Raw genomic sequence first — 19,312 nt, 5'->3', positions numbered from 1 at the left:
GCCTGTTTGAAAACGCGCCGAGGGCGCGTTTGCGGTGCCGGCCGAACGCGCCTTGTCGCGCGTTGTCAACGGACTCTTACGCCGCCAGCCGCGCCTTGAGCTGGGCGCGCCAGCCGCGTGCACGCCACCACATGATGATCCCGGTGATCGCCAGGATCGCCGGCAGGATGCCGCCCAGGAAGATGATCGCCTGCCACACGATCCCCATCCGCGTGCCGTCGTGGATCCGCCGCATGATGCGCGCGAGCGTCTCGCGCTCGGACGGCGCGACGCTCGCCTTGGCGATTTCGTCATCGACCCGCACATTGGTCTGCGTGCCGGCATACGCGATCGTCCATTCGCGCTTCTGATCGGTCGGCCAGTCGATCCTGACGATCGTGCCCGGCAGCGCCGCCCGCGCGCTGATGATCGCCGCGTCAACCGTAATGGCCGGGGTTGCCAGCGGCACTGGCCGTGGCCCGCGCGGCGCGCCGTTTCCGCCGCCGCCGAACACCTGGGGGAACGAGATCCACATGCCGGTCAGCGACAGTACGAACAACGGCACGGCAATCCAGAAACCGAACAGATGGTGCAGGTTGGTGTCGGTGTTGCGATGCCGCCGCCAGCGCAGGCCACGCACCCAGCGCCCCACCGTCGGCCACCACAGCCACAGTCCCGACAGGCTGGATATCAGCATGGCGACGCCGATCCACCCGACGACCTGTCGTCCGACGCCCGGCACCATCAGGCTGCCGTGGATCATGTGCATCGTGCGGATCAGCCCGGTGCCGCTATTGCCGTGATCAAGCACCCGCGCGGTCGGCGGATCGAGCCACACGGTCGTGCGGGGCGGCGGTCCGCCTCGTCCGGCCGCGCCCGGCTTGCCCGCGGTAACCGTCACCGGGGCCCCTGCCGCCTCGGGGAAGGTCATCGACGTGATCCGCTCGCCGGGCGCCAGCACGATCTTGGCGGCGGCGACGTATCTCGTCGGGTCGATCGTTGCCGCCCCGCTCGTCGCGTAACGCTGCGGATTGAGCACATGGTCCAGCGCCTCGTCCCACACCAGCGCCGCCCCCGTGACCGACAGCGGGATGATGAGGATAGCGAGGATCAGGCCGATCCATTTGTGCACCTGAAACCAGGTATTTCTAAGGATTATCTTGGTCATATCGATCTTTCAGGCGTCGACCCAGCGGCGTAGCAGGTTGTGATAGGTTCCGGTCAGTCGAATCGTCACGTCCGCGTCGGCGCCCAGCCGGCCGGCCACATCCTGCACCGACCGATCGAGGTCGAACAGGATGCGGCGCGCACCGTCGTCGCGGACCATCGACTGTATCCAGAAGAACGCGGCGACGCGACGACCGCGCGTGATCGGCGCGACGCGATGCACGCTTGACGCCGGGTAGAGGACGAGATCGCCGGCGGCCAGCTTGATGCGCTGTTCGCCGAACAGGTCCTCGATCACCAATTCGCCACCGTCATAGGCATCGGGCGGTTCGAGAAAGAGCGTTGCCGACAGGTCGCTGCGCACGCGAAAATCGCTGCCGCGGCGCAGGCGGACCGCCGCATCGACATGGTTGGCGAACGCGTCGCCGGGGGCGTAGCGGCTGAACAGCGGCGGATAGACCTTGGCGGGCAGCGCGGCGGCGACGAATTCGGCCGATATCGTGAGGGCGTCGAGCACGAGGGCGCCGGCCTCACGCGCTTCCGCCGACGCTTCGGGCAGCTGGACATTCTGCTTGGCGAGGGCCGATTGATGGCCGGAAGTCGCGTTGCCGTCGATCCACGCGGCGTCATCGATAATCGAACGGACCCTGGTCACGCCGCCGGCATCCAGCATGCCGGGCACGGCGATCAGCATCGATCCGCGCCGCGCTCGATCGCGGTCCGGCCGCGCGAGCGGAACGCGGGCACCGGCGAGGCGTCGAGGAACGCCGCCGCCTTGGCCACGAAGGCCGGCGTGGCGCTTTCCCCGGCGCGTTCGATCCAGCCCAGCGCTTCCTCGGCACGGCCATGGTCGGCCAGCATCCGGGCATGGTTGAACATGCCGCGGAAATCGCCGCCCTCCGCCGCCCGCGCATAATAACGCGCCGCCTTGGCCACATCGCGTGCGACTACCCAACCGTCCTCATGAAAGCTGCCGACGAAGTTCAATGCCTTGGCGTTGCCCAGCCCCGCCGCCTTCAAAAACCAGCTAAGCGCGGCCGCTTTGTCCTCTTCGACGCCCTGTCCGAGCGCGAGCAGGGTGGCGTAATTGTACATCGCCCAGTCCAGGCCCTGTTCCGCGGCGATCCGGTAGCAGGTCGCCGCGCGCTCCTTGTCGATCGCCACCCCCCAGCCGAGATCGTAGCAGCGACCGACCATGTTGAGCCCCATCAGATGGCCCTGCGCCGCCGCGCGGTTGAACCAGACAAAGCCGCGCGCCGCATCCTGCCCGACACCGTTGCCGTCGAGCAGCAATTGCCCGAACAGCGCCTGCGCCGCCGCCTCGCCCCCTTCCGCCAGCGCGCGAAGAAAGGCCGCGCGCGCGCCCGGTTGCTCGGGGATACGCGCGGCAGGGTCGGCCGGCGAGGGGATGGCCGACATCTTCAAAACTTGAACTCTACCGATCCGAAGATCGTCCGACCGGGGGCGATCGTCGCATAATGACTGGTATAGACGTTGGAGAAATAAGCCTTGTCGGTCAGGTTCTGGGCATTGACGCTGAGCATGATGTTCCTCGTCACCCGGTAACTGGCCCGCGCGTCGAACCGCCAGTAAGACGGGGCGCCGCGCGACAGCACCTTGGTCGCCGGGTTGATCGTTATGACCCCGGCGGCCGTCTGCGTGGCGGTGCGGTTGTCGGCATAGCCGCCATATTGCCGGTCCATGTAGAACGCGCCGCCGCCGATCGTGAACCGCCTGGTGACGTCGAGCGAGGTCCAGGCGGTGATACTGTTGCGCGCGACCTGCGGCACCTGCTTGCCGGTATTGACCGACACCACGCGTACCGACGTAGCCGCCGCCGCGCCATTGGCTGCCACCGCCAGCGACGTGAACCCGCCGTCGACGATCCTGGCGTCGAGGAAGCTATAGCCGCCGAACACCGTCCAGCCCGGCAGGATCGTGCCGTTGACGGTGAACTCGACGCCTTTTATCTCCGTCCTGCCCAGGAACGCGACGTTGTTGTCGGCGTCGGTGACGCGGGCATTCTCGATCTTGGTGTCGAACACCGCCAGGCCCAGTGCGAGCTTTTCCTTGAACAGGCCAGCCTTGGCGCCGATCTCGTAGGTCTTGGTCTTCTGCACCCGCAGATTGTCGAGCAGCGCCAGATTGGCGGCGGTGACCGTGGTCGGAAGCGCATTGTCTTCACGCCCTTCGCCCAGCAGCGTGTTGGGCGGGGTCGCCGCGGTCGCATAGCTGGCATAGATGCTGGTCTCTTCGGTCGGCTTGAACACCAGGCCCGCCTGCCAGTTGAACAACTCGTCGGTGCGCGACAGCCGGAAGCTGGTGGTGCCGGCGGTGAACGCCGGCATGGTGGTCGACTTGAAGCGATCGAAGCGAGCGCCGAGGTTCAGGATCAGCTGCGGCAGCAACGTTATCGAATCGAAGCCATAGACGCTGACGGTGTTGGCGTCGTTCTGCGTCTCCGTATTGCTCGCGCCCTTGACGATCGGGGTCGGAACAGTCGACGTGTCGCTGGCATAGTTCACCCACGGATCATACGGATTGGGATTGAACAGGCTGGTGCAATAGTAACGCGCCACCGTCGCCGTGCTGCAGCGCGGTGAAATGGTCGATCCGGTCGCCAGCACATAAGCGCCCCGCCGCGCCTTCTCCCAGGAAAATTCGGCACCTACCGCAAAATTATGCTTGATCGACCCGGTGCTGAAGCTGCCGTACAGATCGATTTGATCGGTCAGCGCTTCCGAATAGCTATAGCGCGTGTTGGCGCGCCGCCACACATATCCGCCGTTGGTCAGGTTGGCGCCGGCGTTGGTCGCGGTAGTGCCATAGACATTGCCGGTACTGTCGTCGGGCAGTAGGAAGATATAGGCTTGCGTGCTGTGGCTGTAGCGCGCGGTGTTGCGGATCGTGATGCTGGACGTCAGGTCGTGCTCGATCCGGATCGTCGCCTGGCTGGTCTTGGCGTCACGAAAGTCGCGGTCGACCAGCCCGTAGAAATTGCTCCGCGCGACATAGCCGGTCTGACCCCCGGCGGTGGTGACGTTGCCCAGCGCCGGCGAGGTGAAGATGTTGCCGGTGCCCGGCGCATTGGCGATCGTATAAAGATACGGCAGGCCGCTGTCGGGCAGTTCGTGGCTTTCCAGGTAATAGAAGCTCGCGGTCAGCCGCGTCGCGCTGCCCAGCCCGACCGTCAGTGAGGGCGCGAAACCCCAGCGCCGCGAATAGATCGCGTCGCGCCCGGCCACGTTCTGGTCGTGCCACAGGCCCTGAATGCGGAAGGCGACGCCGGGCAACAGCTGGACGTTCACGTCGCCGGTGACGCGCTTGTACTCGGCCTCGCCATAGCTTGCCGTCACGCTGCCGAAATTGCCGGCTTCGGGCAGCCGCGAGATGATGTTGATCGTGCCGCCGGCCGAGCCGCGCCCACCAAGCGTCGAATCCGAGCCGCGCACGATCTGGACCGATTCGACCGCGAAGGTCTCGCGGGTCTGCGAGGACAGGTCGCGCACGCCGTCGACATAGATGGACCCCTGGCCGTCGAAACCGCGGATGAACGGCCGGTCGCCGATCGGATTGCCGCCCTCGGCCGCGCCAAAGGTGATGCCGGGCACGGTACGGAGCGCGTCCTGCAACGTGTTGGAGCCGGTCTGCTCGATTACGCTCTTGTCGAGGATCACCACCGACTTCGGGGTGTTGACGACGGGCGCGACGTCCTTCGGGTTGGGCTGTTCGCGCAGCTTGCGGTCGGTGATCGTGATGTCGGTACGATCCTGGTCGGCGGAATCGCGATCATTGGCGGGGTCGGGGTCCGGTCCGCCGGCGGCAACGGCCGGCATGGCGCCGAACGCGCCGACGCAGGATAGCGCCAGGAAAGCAGGCCGGGCGACGGCATGAAGGGGGTTGTTGCAAGTCACTCTCATTCTCCCTTGGGCGCCGCCTATTGAGAGTAGTTCGCATTGTCAACACCGACCAAAGGCTCAATCGTGATTGGTCCCCCGCTTGACGCCTCTGCCAGTATCCAGCATCGAATCGCGCTGGCCAGGTTCGGCGGCTCGTCAGCGGCGATACGCTGGGCATCGATCGCCGCAATCAGCGCGCTGAGCGGCAGGTTGCGGCGGCGCGCCGCCGCTTCGATCGCCTGCCAGAACAGCGGCTCCAGCGTGATCGACGTCTCATGCGCGGCGATCGTCACCGATCTTTTTACCGGACCCGCATAGATCGACGCGCGCGATTCCGCGGTCACGGCTTGTCGAACAATGCCGCCAGTTGCTCGATGATCGTCCCGCCCAGCTGGTCGGCATCCATGATCGTGACCGCACGCTCATAATAGCGCGTGACGTCATGGCCGATGCCGATCGCGACCAGTTCGACCGGCGATCGGCTCTCGATCCAGCCGATCACCTGGCGCAGATGGCGTTCCAGATACGATCCCGAATTGACGCTGAGCGTCGAATCGTCGACCGGCGCGCCATCCGAGATGACCATCAGGATTTTGCGTTCCTCCGGCCGGGCGATGACCCGGGCATGCGCCCATAACAACGCCTCGCCGTCGATATTCTCCTTCAACAACCCCTCGCGCATCATCAGCCCGAGCGCGGGCCTGGCGCGCCGCCAAGGCTCGTCGGCGCGCTTGTAGATGATGTGGCGGACGTCGTTCAGCCGCCCCGGCTGCGGCGGGCGGCCGGCGGCAAGCCACGACTCGCGGCTCTGCCCACCCTTCCACGCCCGCGTCGTAAACCCCAATATCTCGGTCTTGACGCCGCAGCGCTCGAGCGTGCGCGCGAGAATGTCCGCGCTGATCGCCGCGATCGATATCGGGCGGCCGCGCATCGATCCCGAATTGTCGAGCAGCAGGGTGACGATCGTGTCCTTGAATTCGGTTTCGCGCTCGACCTTGTAGCTCAGCGACTGGCCGGGGCTGGCGACGACCCGCGCCAGCCGCGCGGCATCGAGCAGGCCTTCCTCCTGGTCGAAATCCCAGCTGCGGTTCTGCTGCGCCATCAGCCGCCGCTGCAACCGGTTGGCGAGCTTGGTCACCGCGCCCTGCAAATGGACGAGCTGCTGGTCGAGATACGAGCGCAGCCGGTGGAGTTCCTCGTCGTCGCACAAATCGGTCGCGGCGACCGTCTCGTCGAATTTCGTGTTCCAGGCGCGATAGTCAAAATGCGGCGGCAAATCGGACTGCGGGCGGTTGGGGCGGACCGGCATGATGCCGTCCTGACCTTCGTCGCCGGGCTCGCCGGGCGCGTCGTCGACCTCCTCGTCGCCCGGCTCGGTGCCGTCGCTCTCGTCGCTTTCGGCCTCGCCCTGCTCGCCGCGCGCGTCCATCTCGCCCTGCGCCGGTTCGCCCGGATCGTCACCCTGCTCGTCCTGCTCCTCGTCCTCGGCGCCTTCGTCCTCGCCGCCGCCCTCGTCCGCCTCGTCGGGCAGCATCTCGCCCTCGACGAGTTCCAGGTCCTCGAGCAACCGTGCCGAGAGGTCGGCGAAGGTACGCTGGTCGTCGATCGCCAGCGGCAGGGCGTCGAGATCGGCGCCGGCCTTGTCCTCGATCCAGGCCCGGGCCAGCGCCAGGCCCGCGGCGGCGGCGGCGGGTGCCGCCTGGCCGGTGAGCCGCTCGCGCACCAGCAAGCCGATCGCGGTCGACAGCGGCACCTCCTCCCGAGTCCGCGCCCGCAGGATCGGATCGGCCTTGAGCTTCAGGTCGAGCGCCTGGTTCAGGTTGGCGGCAATGCCGGCATAGCCGCGCGAGCCCAGCGCCTCCACCCGGGCCGCCTCGGCGGCGTCGAATACCGCGCGCGCGGCGGCATCGTGCGGCGCAATCCTGAGGTGCAGCGCGGCATCATGATGCCTCAGGCGCAGCGCGAACGAATCGGCAAAACCCCGCGCCTCGGCGACCTGGTCGGCGGGCAGGGTACGCGCCGGCATCGGCACCTTGATGTGCTTGCCCGATTGCGCCGGCGCGTCGGCAGTGAAGGCAAGCTCGACCTCGGGTTCGTCGGCCAAGGCGCGCGACGCGCCGCCGAGCACGGCCTTGAAACGATCAAGCGGGGTTTCGGCGGCCATTACCAGAGCACCTCGCAGCCGAACGCGGCGATTTGTTGAACGTCGCCTGCGGATCGGCTTCGGCCATGCACGCCTCCATTGAAGTGAACCAGCTAGCTTGGTCCAACCCGGCCTTCAACCCCGTCCCACCACGCTTTCAGGCAGGTCCTTGCCGAACACGCGCTGGTAATATTCCGCGACCAGCGCGCGTTCGGCCTCGTCGCATTTGTTGAGGAACGACAGCCGGAAGGCGAAGCCGACATCGCCGAAGATCAGCGCGTTCTGCGCCCAGGTAATGACCGTGCGCGGGCTCATCACCGTCGAGATGTCGCCGTTGATGAAGCCCTTGCGTGTCAGGTCGGCGACGCGGACCATGTTGTCGACCGCCTCCTTGCCGCCGGGCTTGTCATATTCGCCCGACTTGGCGAGCACGATCCGCGCCTCGACCGCCGCCGGCAGATAGTTGAGCGTGACGACGACGTTCCACCGGTCCATCTGGCCCTGGTTGATCTGCTGCGTGCCGTGATAGAGACCGCTGGTATCGCCCAGCCCGACCGTGTTGGCGGTGGCGAACAGGCGGAACCAGGGATTGGGGCGGATCACGCGATTCTGGTCGAGCAGCGTCAGCTTCCCTTCCGTTTCCAGCACGCGCTGGATCACGAACATCACGTCCGGGCGGCCCGCGTCATATTCGTCGAACACCAAGGCGGTCGGCGTCTGCAGCGCCCAGGGGAGGAGCCCTTCGCGAAACTCGGTGACCTGCTGGCCCTCGCGCAGCACGATGGCGTCGCGCCCGATGAGGTCGATGCGGCTTATATGGGCGTCTAGATTTATGCGGATGCACGGCCAGTTGAGACGCGCCGCAACCTGTTCGATATGCGTCGACTTGCCCGTGCCGTGATAGCCCTGGACCATTACCCGGCGATTATGCGCAAAGCCCGCCAGCACCGCCAGCGTGGTGTCGCCATCGAACACATAAGCGGGGTCGAGATCGGGCACGCGCTCGTCGGCTTCGCTGAAGGCGGGCACCTCCATGTCGGTGTCGATGCCGAACATCTCGCGCACCTTCACGCTGCGGTCGGGCGCATCGAGGATGGTGGTCGATCGGCTGTCGGGCTGGATATTGGGAATGTCGGTCATGCTCGCCTCGATTGTGCCCAACGCCCTAGGCCACAGCAAGGTCCGGACTCAACCCTTTGGCAAGCCGCCCCGCGATCCTGCCGATCAGGCGATCTTGTCCGGCAGCGAAAACAGCGCAACGAAGCGATCCGCCAGCGCGCGGTCGCCCGCAAAGCGCAGCGCCCCCTCCGCCTCCGCCGCCGCGATCGGCCATTTGCCGTAGACGATTCGCGCCAGCGTGGCCGGATCGCAGATGAACGTCATGTCGGCATCGTCGTCCTCGCCGCGCACGATCGCCAGGTCGTCGCTGCTCAGCGTCGCGACAAAGGCGTCGCGCGGAAAGCGGAATGCCACGGTCATCGCCTCGTCACCGCGTATCCTGGCAATCATCGTGCGCAGCGACATCATCGCCGAGGCGGGCGACAGATAGAGCGTCGGATCGTGGCGCATCGACCGCGTCGCCCATCGCCCCATCTCCTGGAAGATCGGCTCGCTCTCGCGGCCCCAGTCGGTAAGGTCGTACACCTGGACGCTGGCGGGCGACGGCAATGTGCGGCGCCTTGCGATCCCGGCTTCCGCCAGGCCGTCGAGCCGCTGGGCCAGCACGTTGGCGCTGATCCCGGGCAACGTCGCCTTCAGCTCGCCGAACCGGCGCGGCCCGAACATCAGCTCGCGCATGATCAGCAGCGACCAGCGCTCACCGACGAACTCGAGCGCCAACGCGGTGCCGCAAGCATCGTCGTACCAGCGCTTTTCCGTCGTTCCGACCGGTTTAGTCACTTTTTCTAACTTCATGGTTGTTTTTAATAAGCTAATAGTTCAGACCATGCAAACACCGATTCGCAAAAATCCACCGTTTCGAAAAGGAGCAGATGCCATGACCGCCGCCCCGAAGACGATCTTCGTCAGCCTGCCCGTCGCCGATGTCGCCAAGGCGACCGCATTCTACGAGACGATCGGCATGGTGAAGAACGACGCCTTCTCGAACCCGCAGGGATCGGCGATGGTCTGGTCGGACACGATCCATTTCATGCTGCTCGACCATGCGTTCTACGCCACCTTCACGGACAAGCAGATCATCGACGCGCACACCAGCAGCGGCATGCTGATCGCGCTGTCGCTGGACAGTCGCGCTGCGGTCGATGCCTTTACCGAAGCGGCGCTCAAGGCCGGCGGCAAGGAGCTGCACGATCCCGAGGATATGGGCTTCATGTATTCGCGTGCGTTCGCCGATCTCGACGGCCACGGCTTCGGCCCGATGTGGATGGACCCCGCCGCCGCCTCGGCCGGCCCGCCCGAAATGGCCGCCGCTTGAGGCTGGATGGGAGCAGGACCATGAAACCGACCATCACCGCCTTCGCCTGGGTTCCGGCGTTCGCGCGCACCTATGTCCGCGACATGCGCCCGCGCTGGGCGTTTGAGGAAACCGGCCAGGACTATGCCGTGCGCGTGCTCGCCGGCGACGCGGTCAAGTCCGCCGCCGAGCGCCGCCACCAGCCCTTCGGCCAGGTGCCGAGCTATTCGGACGGTGTCGTGGACATCTTTGAATCGGGCGCGATCTGCCTGCACATCGCGCGCGCCGCGCCGGGACTGTTGCCGGACGACCCCGGCGGCGCCGGGCGCGCCGAGCAATGGGTGATCGCCGCGCTCAATTCGGTCGAGCCGTTCGTCATGGCGGTCGCGGTGAACGACATCTTCGAGGCCGACCGTCCCTGGTCGAAGGATCGCCACCCCAAGGTGATCGAGGATTTGCGCGCGCGGCTGGCCGATCTCTCGGCGGCGCTGGGCGACAGGACTTGGCTGGACGGCGACACCTTCACCGTCGGCGACCTGGTGATGGTGCATGTGCTGCGCGGCGCGCTTGGCGGCCCGATCGAGGCGTTTCCCAACCTCGCCGCCTATGTCGCGCGGGGCGAGGCACGGCCGGCATACCAGCGTGCGCTTGCCGCACATCTCGCCAATTTTACCGATCCCTGAAGGAGAGAGACGATGGCGTATATCGACGGTTTCGTGATTCCCGTGCCCGGCAACAAGAAAGAGGAGTTCCTCCACCACGCGCGCACGGTCGACCGGCTCTTCCTCGAGTTCGGCGCGCTGCGCGTGGTCGAATGCTGGGGCGACGACGTTCCCGCCGGCTCCAATACCGATTTCGCCCGCGCGGTCGCTGCAACCCCTGAGGAAGCCGTGGTGTTCTCGTGGATCGAATGGCCCGACAAGGCGACACGCGATGCCGCGGCCGAGAAGATGCGCACCGATCCGCGCATGATGGCGGTGCCGATGCCGTTCGACGGCAAGCGCATGATCTATGGCGGTTTCGAGCCGATCTTCGATACCGCAAACTGACCAGAAGGAAGAGGGAGAGCGATCATGGCGACACCGTTTGGACGGCCGATCTGGTACGAATTGATGACGTCCGACACGGCGGCGGCAAAGGCATTCTACAGCCACGTCATCGGCTGGACGACGACCGCGTTCGGCGGGTCGCCCGAGATCGGCGACTATACGATCTGGAGCGCGGATGCGGGGCAGAGCGGGGTCGGCGGGATGATGAAGGCGCCTGACGGCATGGATGCGCCGCCGGCCTGGTATTGCTATCTTCACGTCGCCGACGTCGACGCCGCCTGCGCCGCCATTGCCGCGGCAGGGGGCGTTGTCCACCGGCCGGGCATGGACCTGCCGGGCGTCGGCCGGATCGCCTTCGTCGCCGATCCGCAGGGCGCCCTGTTCTATGTCATGACCCCCGATCCGGCGATGGGCGACGCCGAGAACACCTGTTTCTCACCGACGCTGCAACAGCGCGTCAGCTGGAACGAGCTGGCGACCGGCGATCAGCCGGGCGCGCTCGATTTCTACACGAACCAGTTCGGCTGGCAGGTCGGCGGGTCGATGCCGATGGGCGACATGGGCGATTACACCTTCCTGAACCAGGGCGACGTGCCGCTGGGCGCGGCAATGACGCGCGGCGCGGACGGCCCGCCGCCGGCCTGGCGCTTCTACTGGCGGGTCGACGAGATCGGCGCCGCCAATGACCGGCTGGTCGAACGGGGCGGCATGGTGGGGCACGGCCCGGTAGAGGTGCCCGGCGGCGACTGGGTGATCATGGCAACCGATCCGCAGGGCGCCGCCTTCGGCCTGGTCGGCCCCCGCGAAAACGCCGTGGAGTGACGCAGATGTCCAAACTCACGACCTGCCTGTGGTTCGACCATGGCGAAGCGCGCAAGGCGGCCGAATTCTATGCCGGCATCTTCCCCGACACCCATGTCGGGCCGGCGCATGCGGCAGCGACCGACTATCCCGACGGCAAGCAGGGCGACGAGCTGACGGTAGAGTTCACAATGCTCGGCCAGTCGTTCGTCGGGTTGAACGGCGGTTCCAATTTCACGCCCAACGAAGCGGTCAGCTTCATGGTCCTGACCGACGACCAGGCGGAAACGGACCGCTATTGGAACGCGATCGTCGGCAATGGCGGCCAGGAGAGCATGTGCGGCTGGTGCAAGGATCGCTGGGGTTTTTCATGGCAGATCACGCCGCGCGTCCTGCTCCAGGCGACGACCGATCCGGACCCCGCCGCCGCGAAGCGTGCGATGGACGCGATGATGACGATGAGGAAGATCGACATCGCGACGATCAAGGCCGCGCGGGCCGGGGCGCCCGCGGCATGAGAGACCTGCTGGAGCTCAAGGTCACGCGGCTGATCGATGCGCCGGTCGACACGGTATGGCGCATCGCCACCCAGCGGATGTCCGAATGGTGGTGCCCCCGGCCATGGACCACCGAGATCGTCGAACTGGACTGGCGCCCCGGCGGCCGCTCGGCGATGATCATGCACGGCCCCGAGGGCGAGGAGCATCCGCAGGAGGGCGTGTTCCTGGAGGTGGTGCCGGGCGTGCGGTTCGTCTTCGCCGATGCCTATCGTGCCGGCTGGGTGCCGCAGACGCCGTTCATGACCGGCATCTTCGAGTTCGCCGAAGAGGACGGCAAGACCCGCTACACCGCCAGCGCGCGGCACTGGACCGAGGAGGCCAGGGCGCGGCACGAGGCGATGGGCTTTACCGACGGCTGGAGCGCGGTCGCCGGGCAGCTTGCGGCGTTGGCGGAGGCCTGACGGAAAAGCGCCCCCGGACGGAAGATTTGACTTGGCTTACCGGTTCCCGCGGACCGCGACAGCCGCTAAGCGCGTCGCCGTGACCGCCGACGACGCGCCCCGCCCGCTGCTGACCGCGCTGATCGTCGCGCTGTTTTCCGAGGCGCTGTTCCTGTGGGGCGTCACCGTCCCGCACAAGCCGGTGTTCGACGAGGTCCATTACGTCCCCGCCGCGCGCATCCTGCTGGCGCTCGGCCGGCCGACCAACATCGAGCATCCGCTGCTTGCCAAGGAGTTCATCGCGGCCGGCATCGCGCTGTTCGGGGACAACAGCCTGGGATGGCGGTTCTTTTCGACACTGGCGGGCACGGCGACGGTGCTCGGCGTGTTCGCGATCCTGTGGCTGCTGTTCGGGCGCGTGCGCCCCGCGCTGATGGGTGCCGGGTTCGCGCTGATGAACTTCACCGTCTTCATCCAGGCGCGGATCGCGATGCTGGACGGCTTCCTGGCGGCGTTCAGCCTGCTGGCGGTCGCCGCGATGCTGTGGTCGATGACCGCGTCGCGCGGACGCGCCTGGCCGCGCTGGGTGCTCGCCGCGATCCTGTTCGGGCTGGCGGTGGCGGCGAAATGGGCGGCAATGCCCTATGTCGCCTTTGCCGGGCTGGGCTTCGTCATCGTCCGACTGGTCGATACGCGCCGCGCCGGGCGGCCGGTCGGGGACGCGCTGTTGTCGGCGGACCAGCCGCATTGGCCGGGGATCGCGCCCCTGCCCGGGCTGCTGGTGCTCGGGCTGGTCAGCATCGCTACCTATTTCCTGACCTTTGCGCCGGCGTTCTTCTATCGGTCGGACGCGATGACGCTGGCCGGCATCCTGCCGTTCCAGGCGCAGATGTACGCCGCGCAGACCCAAATGCTGCCGGCGCACACCTATCAGGCGAGCTGGTGGACCTGGCCGCTGATGATCCGGCCGATCTGGTATCTGTACGAGAATGTCGACGGCGCCGAGCGCGGCATATTGATGATCGGCAACCCGGCGGTGCTGTGGGGCGGGCTGGTCGCGGTGGCGGCGTGCCTGTACGGCGCGGCGCGCGACCGTTCGGGGACGCTGCTGTTCGCCGCCTTGCTGTGGATCGGCAGCTATGCGGTGTGGATCATCATTCCCAAGTCAATCGGCTTCTTCTATTATTATTACCTGCCGTCGATCTTCCTGTGCGTCGCGCTGGCCGCGGCCTGCGACCATTTCGCGCGTGGACGGCTGCAGCGTTGGGACGAGGCGTTCGTCGGGCTCGCCTTCGGGCTGACGGTCTATTTCTTCCCGATCATCTCGGCGGCGGCGCTCGCCAATGACCAGGCGTTCCTCCACTGGATGTGGCTGAAGACCTGGCCCTAACGTGATTCAGCAAAGCTGAATCAGGGCGGTACCGGCCCGCTCCCTAATATCTACCCCAGACGAATCTGGACGACAGCGCATAATTCCACACCGCGCTGACTGCGATCCCGGCCAGCGCCGAGAGGATCCACGTATCCGATTGCGCATTGTACAGGAACGCGGCGACGCCGACATTGGCGATCGCGCCGACAGCGCACACCGCGCAGAACGAGACCCACCCGTCGAACAGCGCACGCGCGCCCTTCAGCCGGCCATCGCGATAGGTCAGCGCGTTGTTGAGAAAGAAGTTGAAGGTCATCGCCACCGCGGTCGCCGCGATCGACGACTTGATGAAGCCGACCGCCAGATCCTTGTGCAGCGGCCCGACCACCGCGAGGTGGACCAGCGCGCCGAGCGCGCCGACCGCCGCGAACATCGCGAACCGCACGGGGATGAAGCGCCCGAACATCCGATCGTAAAGCGCGATCAGGAACTCCATCGCGACGACATGGTCGAGCTTCGATTCGCCCGCGGTCCGCACGCGGAAGGTGTAGGGCAGTTCCTTGAAGTTGAGCGGCCGCGGGCTGGTCGTCATCAGGTCGAGCAGGATCTTGAAGCCGATCGCCGACAGATGCGGCGTCAGCCCGCGGACGATCGCGGTGCGGATCATGAAGAAGCCGCTCATCGGATCGCTCAAGTCGGCCTTCAGCACGCGGCGCGACAGGCGCGTGGCAAGGGCCGATTTGGCGACACGGTCCTTGTCCCAGTCGCCGGTGCCGCCGCCGTCGACGAAGCGCGAACCGATCACCAGGTCGAGCGCCGCATCGGCGGCCAGCGCGCGCGCCATCGCCGGCAGGATCGTCTCGTCATGCTGGAGGTCGCCGTCGATCACCGCGACCAAGGGCGCCGCGGTCGCGCACATCCCCTCGATGCACGCCGAGGACAGGCCGCGCCGGCCGATCCGCTGGATCACGCGGATGCGCGGATCGACGAGCGCCAGCGCGCGCGCCGCGTCGGCGGTGCCGTCGGGGCTGTCGTCATCGACGAAGATCGCTTCCCAGGCGATTCCCCCCAGCGCCCGGTCGAGCCGCGCGACCAATGCCGCCACGTTGGCGCGCTCGTTGAATGTCGGCACGACCACGGCGAGGTCGAGCGGACCGTCCATCAAAGCGCGGCCAGCACCGCGTCGGTCATGGCGCCGGTCGACAGCGTGCCGCCCAGATCGGCAGTCCGCGCGCCCCTCGCGATCGCCGCCGCCACCGCCGCCTCGATCCGCTCGGCCGGCTCGGCAAACGCCAGCGAATAGCGCAGCATCATCGCCGCCGACAGGATCGCGGCGCACGGATTGGCCTGGTCCTGCCCGGCAATGTCGGGCGCCGACCCGTGGATCGGTTCATACAGCCCCTGCTTGTTCGATCCCATCGACGCCGATGGCAGCATGCCGATCGATCCCACGCACATGCTCGCCTCGTCGGACAGGATGTCGCCGAACAAATTGCCGGTCACGATCACGTCGAACTGGCCCGGCGCGCGGACCAGCTGCATCGCGGCATTGTCGACATAGAGGTGGGCCAGCGCGACATCCTCATACTCCTCGGCCACTTCATCGACGACGTCGCGCCACAATTGCGAGGTCTCCAGCACGTTGGCCTTGTCGACCGAGGTGAGCTTGCCACGGCGCCGGCGCGCGGTCTCGAACCCGACCCGCGCGATCCGGGCGATCTCGATCTCGTCATACCGCATCAGGTCGTTGCCCTCGCGCATCCCCTCCTCGGTGGTGCGCCGGCTCTTGGGACCGAAATAGATGTCGCCGGTCAGCTCCCGGACGATCACCAGGTCGATGCCGCGCGCAATTTCGGATTTCAGCGGAGACGCATCCTCCAGTCCCGGAAACAGCCGGGCCGGGCGCAGGTTGGCGAACAACTGCAACTCGCGGCGCAGGCCCAGGATCGCGGCTTCGGGCCGCAGCCGCCGTTCCAGCGCGTCGAACCGCGGATCGCCGACCGCGCCGAACAGGATGGCGTCCGCCCGCCGCGCCAGAGCCAGCGTGTCGGGCGGCAGCGGCTGGCCCTGGGTAAGGTAGGCGGCGCCACCGATCGGCGCCTCCTCGAAATGGAGATCGAGGGCGAGCGCGTCGAGCACGCGCCGCGCCGCGCCGAGCACTTCGGGGCCGATCCCGTCGCCGGGCAACAATGCAATCAGGGGCATGCCTTCATCCGTCAGTCGTCATGCGATCACACCGACCGCCATGGTCGATCGGGCGTTAGGGTCCATGGTCGCATCACGCAACCGCGCGCAGGAGTCGATCGACCAGCCGCTCGCGCGCCGCCAGCGCGTCGGCGCGGCGGTCGGTCAGCAGGTGGCGCGCCAGGGCGTCACCGGTGACGCGCAACGCGGCCAGCACTGGCGGCCAGCCGTCATCGTCGCCGATCGCCATGATCGCCGGGCGGTCGAGGCCATATCCCAGTTCGCCCAGGATCAGCATCTCGTAACGCATGACCGCCACGACCCAGCCACGCGCAAGCGGCGCCGCCTCGATCGCGGCGATGACGCCGTCCAGCGCATCGTGCAGCCGGGGATAGGGCTGGCCCTCGGGCAAGGTCATCGCGGTCAGCGCGGTGATCCATTCGAGCGCGGCCGCGGCGAGCGGCTCGCCATGCAAACCGGCACGGCTGTGCACCAGTTCGACGGTCAGGGCCGGCAATTGCTCGTTCGTGCGCGCGCGCCAATTGCCGAGCACGGCATTGGCCGGCTGCAACACGGGGCGCAGCAGGCGCGACCGGCCGCCGCGGACATAGCCGGCCAGCAGCCCCGCCTCGCGCGTGAGACAACGGACGATCGCGCCGTGCTCGCCATGCTGGCGGACGGCAAGGACGATGGCGGCGGCGCGCAGGTGCATCGCGGAGCGGCGTAGCAGGCGATGGGTCGCCCGGAAACGCGCTCTTGGCGCGTTTACCGGACGGACGTCTCAGCCCGCGCGGATGGCCTTCCGGACGAACGCGGCCAGACCGAGCCGCGCGGCGTGCCGCCGGGCCAGCGCGACGCCGCCATCGAAGCCCGACAGCGCCCAGGTCGCCGCGCGGTTGGCAGGGCTGGGGCGCAGCAGCAGCAGGTCGACGCAATCGACTCCGCCGGTCGCGAACTGACGCTTGTGCTGTCCGTCGCCCTCGGTGAAGTCGAACCGCTTCAGCCCGGGCGTGGCGAGCAGGTCGCGCAACGCCTCGGCCTGCAGCACCGCACCCGGAGACAGGTCGTTGAAGACCGGGTCGTGGCCGACATATCGATAGCCGGCCACGCCGTCCTCGATCGGGCAATAGAGATAGGCCACGGGCTTTCCGCCGATCGCCAGCAGCCAGCCGCGCACGTTTCCCGCCGCCGCCGCTCGGTACATGCCGTCCAGGAAATCGGGCGTACCGGGCAGGCCGGCGCCGAGCAGCCTTTCCTGGTACGTCCGCGTCGCGATGGCGCGCGCGGCGGGGTGAAATACCGCCATTTCCTGTGGGGTGGCGAAACGGCGAATGTCGAGTGGTCCGCCCGAAGCGACCAGCTTCCTTGTCTTGCGCCTGATCGCCGACCGCATATTGGTCGACAGGCGATCGAGATAGCCGTCGACGCCGATCGTCAGATCGACATATCGGCGGGTATATCGTTGGCGCGTGGCGGCGATCAGGCCGCCGGCCGCCCAGGCCAGCGCGTCGCGACGATCCGTGGGCAGCGAGGTGACGAGATAGCCCTGCGCGCCCAGGTCCAGCGGCGGAAGCATCGGCAGCCGCCCCGAAAGCGCCGCGTCGAGCGACAGCGGGACCTGGACCAGGTCGCGGCGCAGCACGGCGATCGTCCGCGCGCCGACCTGGAATCGCAGCGGCACTTGCCGCGCGACGGTCACGCCGCGCGTTCCTCGACCAGGTTGGACCATAATTGCTCGGCCTGCCGCCAGCTGGTGCGCAGCCGGTTGGGGCCGAGCGGTTCGGCGGCACCCCGTTGGGGAAAGGCCGGCAGGTCGCTGAACAAGGTCGTCGGCAGGACCTCGCGCATGTCCGCGAGCATCGCGCACAACGCCTCGATGCGGTTGACGTGGACGGCATTGGCCCGGGTACCGGCACGATTGGCCAGCTCGAACCCATGGCTGACGATCACCACCGCGGCGTGCCGCGCGGCGACGGCATGATCGAGGGCGGCGCGCATTTCGCCTTGCGACAAGGCGCAGAGCTGGAACTGGCGCAGATTGCCCGGAACGTCTTCGATCAGCGTCACCGGCACTTCCATCACGCCGTTGCGCCGGACCGGCGCGATCTGGCGCGGCGGCAGGCCGATCGCGCTGGGAGAGGGTGCATGAGCGCCGTTGAAGCTGCTGTCATAGCGAAAGCCGAGATCGGCCAGCGCGGTCAGCGTGTCGTCATTGGCGGCATAGCTGCCCGCGCGGAACGCCACCGGATCGGGTGCACCGCACGCCTTGAGCAGGTCGCGCGCGCCGGAGATCAGCGCGCGCTGTTCGTCCAGGCTGTATTGGATCAGGTCGAACCTGCCGTGCGACGCCCCCGCATCGTCCGCCCGCGCGCCCGCCCAATTGGGATGGAGATGAAGCTGGACCCCCTGCCCCGCCGCGATCACCATCTCGACCACCGGCCGGACGGCGGCGAGGCCGAATACCAAGGCCGGCATCGGATCGATGAAGAAGCTGGCCTTCAGGCCATGGCGCGCGAGCAGGTCGAGCTGGAAGCGCACGCCGACGCCGGCCGGGTCGATCGAGCGTTCCATCTGCGTCGCCAGATCGCAGCCGGCGGCGTGGTGGCGCCACATCAGCTCGGTATCGACGGTCAGAAAAACGGGAATAGTCACGGTGCCGGACCCTAAAATCGCGGGGTGAAGATTTGGGAAACGGTCCTCCCGCTTGCCCGGGCGGCCGGCGCCCGATAGGCGATGAAGGGATGCCGATAGTCGAAATCGCCGCGGTTGCCGATCCCGCCGAACCGTCATCCTGGCCGGACACGCCATCCGCGCGGCGAGCGGCGCGCGACGCGATCCGGTCGCTCGAATTGCGCTTGCGGGCCGAACCCAGTGCGACGCTGGTACTGGAAACATGGTGCGTGCTCCATGGCCTCGCCCCGGCGGGCACGCATATCGTCGCCGATCGCCTGACGGGATTTGACAAGCCGGCGACGGCGGAGGTGCGCGCGCTGCTGAGGGTCGATCGCGACGCCGCCGTCCGTTACCGCCGCGTGCGCCTGCGCTGCGGCACGCTGGTCCTGTCGCAGGCGGACAATTGGTATGTCCCCGGCCGGCTGACGGCGGCGATGAACGCGGTGCTCGACAATACCGACACGCCGTTCGGCCGCGTCGTCGCTCCCTTGCGCTTCGGCCGGCGCACGATCGCATCGCTCATCCTGTGGTCGCCGTCGCTCGATGCGCCGGCCCGCACCACGCCGCTCATCATCCCGGCCGCCCTGCTGGAAACCCGCGCACTGCTGTCAATGCCCGACGGCACCCCGATCAGCCTGGTCGTCGAAACCTATTCGAGCGATATCCTCGCCTTCCCGCCGCCGGCAAGCTGA

General features: G+C 67.4%; 21 protein-coding genes. 8 read left to right on the top strand and 13 right to left on the bottom strand.

The genetic code is table 11. The features are described 5' to 3' along the window. Positions 1–76 precede the first annotated feature (76 nt). From ACFE7K_RS05645 to ACFE7K_RS05610, 8 genes are all read right to left on the bottom strand, one after another. The gene (locus tag ACFE7K_RS05645) at positions 77–1,147 is read right to left on the bottom strand and encodes a PepSY-associated TM helix domain-containing protein (protein WP_375397195.1); all 1,071 of its coding nucleotides are present in this window, start codon (positions 1,145–1,147) and stop codon (positions 77–79) included. Between the two features lie 9 nt (positions 1,148–1,156). After that, the gene (locus tag ACFE7K_RS05640; protein ID WP_375397194.1) at positions 1,157–1,840 is read right to left on the bottom strand and encodes a Fe2+-dependent dioxygenase; all 684 of its coding nucleotides are present in this window, start codon (positions 1,838–1,840) and stop codon (positions 1,157–1,159) included. Then, on the bottom strand, positions 1,834–2,565 hold the full coding sequence (locus ACFE7K_RS05635) for a tetratricopeptide repeat protein (protein WP_375397193.1): 732 nt from the start codon (positions 2,563–2,565) through the stop codon (positions 1,834–1,836). The genes ACFE7K_RS05640 and ACFE7K_RS05635 overlap by 7 nt, the downstream gene beginning before the upstream one ends. 2 nt (positions 2,566–2,567) lie before the next feature. Beyond that, positions 2,568–5,060 carry a TonB-dependent receptor gene (locus ACFE7K_RS05630; protein ID WP_375397192.1) on the bottom strand — a complete coding sequence of 831 codons (2,493 nt, stop codon included), beginning with the start codon at positions 5,058–5,060 and terminating at the stop codon, positions 2,568–2,570. Between the two features lie 23 nt (positions 5,061–5,083). Next, positions 5,084–5,389, bottom strand: coding sequence for a ribbon-helix-helix domain-containing protein (locus ACFE7K_RS05625; RefSeq protein ID WP_375397191.1), 306 nt, complete (start codon positions 5,387–5,389; stop codon positions 5,084–5,086). After that, positions 5,386–7,209, bottom strand: a complete 1,824-nt coding sequence (gene cobT, locus ACFE7K_RS05620) for a cobaltochelatase subunit CobT (RefSeq protein WP_375397190.1) — start codon at positions 7,207–7,209, stop codon at positions 5,386–5,388. The genes ACFE7K_RS05625 and cobT overlap by 4 nt, the downstream gene beginning before the upstream one ends. Before the next feature lie 114 nt (positions 7,210–7,323). Further along, positions 7,324–8,328 (bottom strand): cobaltochelatase subunit CobS, encoded by a 1,005-nt coding sequence (gene cobS, locus ACFE7K_RS05615; RefSeq protein WP_375397189.1) that lies wholly within the window; start codon positions 8,326–8,328, stop codon positions 7,324–7,326. 84 nt (positions 8,329–8,412) lie between these two features. Continuing rightward, positions 8,413–9,102, bottom strand: a complete 690-nt coding sequence (locus tag ACFE7K_RS05610; RefSeq protein ID WP_375397188.1) for a winged helix-turn-helix transcriptional regulator — start codon at positions 9,100–9,102, stop codon at positions 8,413–8,415. An 82-nt stretch (positions 9,103–9,184) separates the two neighbouring features. On the opposite strand from ACFE7K_RS05610, the gene ACFE7K_RS05605 reads away from it, so the two are divergent. The 7 genes from ACFE7K_RS05605 (at position 9,185) to ACFE7K_RS05575 (ending at position 13,781) form a co-directional block, all read left to right on the top strand. Continuing rightward, complete coding sequence (locus tag ACFE7K_RS05605) at positions 9,185–9,622, top strand: VOC family protein (RefSeq protein ID WP_375397187.1); 438 nt, start codon at positions 9,185–9,187, stop codon at positions 9,620–9,622. A gap of 20 nt (positions 9,623–9,642) precedes the next feature. Further along, positions 9,643–10,284, top strand: a complete 642-nt coding sequence (locus ACFE7K_RS05600) for a glutathione S-transferase family protein (RefSeq protein ID WP_375397186.1) — start codon at positions 9,643–9,645, stop codon at positions 10,282–10,284. A gap of 12 nt (positions 10,285–10,296) precedes the next feature. Next, the gene (locus ACFE7K_RS05595; protein ID WP_375397185.1) at positions 10,297–10,650 is read left to right on the top strand and encodes a DUF1428 domain-containing protein; all 354 of its coding nucleotides are present in this window, start codon (positions 10,297–10,299) and stop codon (positions 10,648–10,650) included. 24 nt (positions 10,651–10,674) lie between these two features. After that, complete coding sequence (locus ACFE7K_RS05590; RefSeq protein WP_375397184.1) at positions 10,675–11,472, top strand: VOC family protein; 798 nt, start codon at positions 10,675–10,677, stop codon at positions 11,470–11,472. A 5-nt stretch (positions 11,473–11,477) separates the two neighbouring features. Beyond that, positions 11,478–11,969, top strand: a complete 492-nt coding sequence (locus tag ACFE7K_RS05585) for a VOC family protein (RefSeq protein WP_375397183.1) — start codon at positions 11,478–11,480, stop codon at positions 11,967–11,969. After that, positions 11,966–12,412, top strand: a complete 447-nt coding sequence (locus ACFE7K_RS05580; protein ID WP_375397182.1) for an SRPBCC family protein — start codon at positions 11,966–11,968, stop codon at positions 12,410–12,412. The genes ACFE7K_RS05585 and ACFE7K_RS05580 overlap by 4 nt, the downstream gene beginning before the upstream one ends. A 79-nt stretch (positions 12,413–12,491) precedes the next feature. Beyond that, complete coding sequence (locus tag ACFE7K_RS05575) at positions 12,492–13,781, top strand: glycosyltransferase family 39 protein (RefSeq protein ID WP_375397181.1); 1,290 nt, start codon at positions 12,492–12,494, stop codon at positions 13,779–13,781. 43 nt (positions 13,782–13,824) lie between these two features. Here the strand turns inward: ACFE7K_RS05575 and ACFE7K_RS05570 are convergent, their stop codons facing one another. The 5 genes from ACFE7K_RS05570 to ACFE7K_RS05550 form a co-directional block, all read right to left on the bottom strand. Continuing rightward, positions 13,825–14,925 carry a glycosyltransferase gene (locus ACFE7K_RS05570; protein WP_375397180.1) on the bottom strand — a complete coding sequence of 367 codons (1,101 nt, stop codon included), beginning with the start codon at positions 14,923–14,925 and terminating at the stop codon, positions 13,825–13,827. Next, entirely contained in the window at positions 14,925–15,968 is a 1,044-nt protein-coding gene (gene leuB, locus ACFE7K_RS05565; RefSeq protein ID WP_375397179.1) for a 3-isopropylmalate dehydrogenase, read from the bottom strand. Before leuB ends, ACFE7K_RS05570 begins: the two co-directional genes overlap by 1 nt. Positions 15,969–16,041: 73 nt before the next feature. After that, entirely contained in the window at positions 16,042–16,659 is a 618-nt protein-coding gene (locus ACFE7K_RS05560) for a DNA repair protein RecO (protein WP_375397178.1), read from the bottom strand. Between the two features lie 69 nt (positions 16,660–16,728). Beyond that, the gene (locus ACFE7K_RS05555; RefSeq protein WP_375397177.1) at positions 16,729–17,646 is read right to left on the bottom strand and encodes a GNAT family N-acetyltransferase; all 918 of its coding nucleotides are present in this window, start codon (positions 17,644–17,646) and stop codon (positions 16,729–16,731) included. After that, positions 17,643–18,599 carry a polysaccharide deacetylase gene (locus ACFE7K_RS05550; RefSeq protein WP_375397176.1) on the bottom strand — a complete coding sequence of 319 codons (957 nt, stop codon included), beginning with the start codon at positions 18,597–18,599 and terminating at the stop codon, positions 17,643–17,645. The genes ACFE7K_RS05555 and ACFE7K_RS05550 overlap by 4 nt, the downstream gene beginning before the upstream one ends. Positions 18,600–18,688: 89 nt before the next feature. Here ACFE7K_RS05550 and ACFE7K_RS05545 point away from each other — a divergent pair, with 89 nt between their 5' ends. Continuing rightward, on the top strand, positions 18,689–19,312 hold the full coding sequence (locus ACFE7K_RS05545; protein WP_375397175.1) for a hypothetical protein: 624 nt from the start codon (positions 18,689–18,691) through the stop codon (positions 19,310–19,312).

The sequence above is a fragment of the uncultured Sphingomonas sp. genome (assembly GCF_964244265.1).
Lineage (GTDB): Bacteria > Pseudomonadota > Alphaproteobacteria > Sphingomonadales > Sphingomonadaceae > Sphingomonas.
The sequence above is the reverse complement of the archived record's forward strand: the minus strand, read 5'-3'. Positions and strand labels throughout refer to the sequence as shown.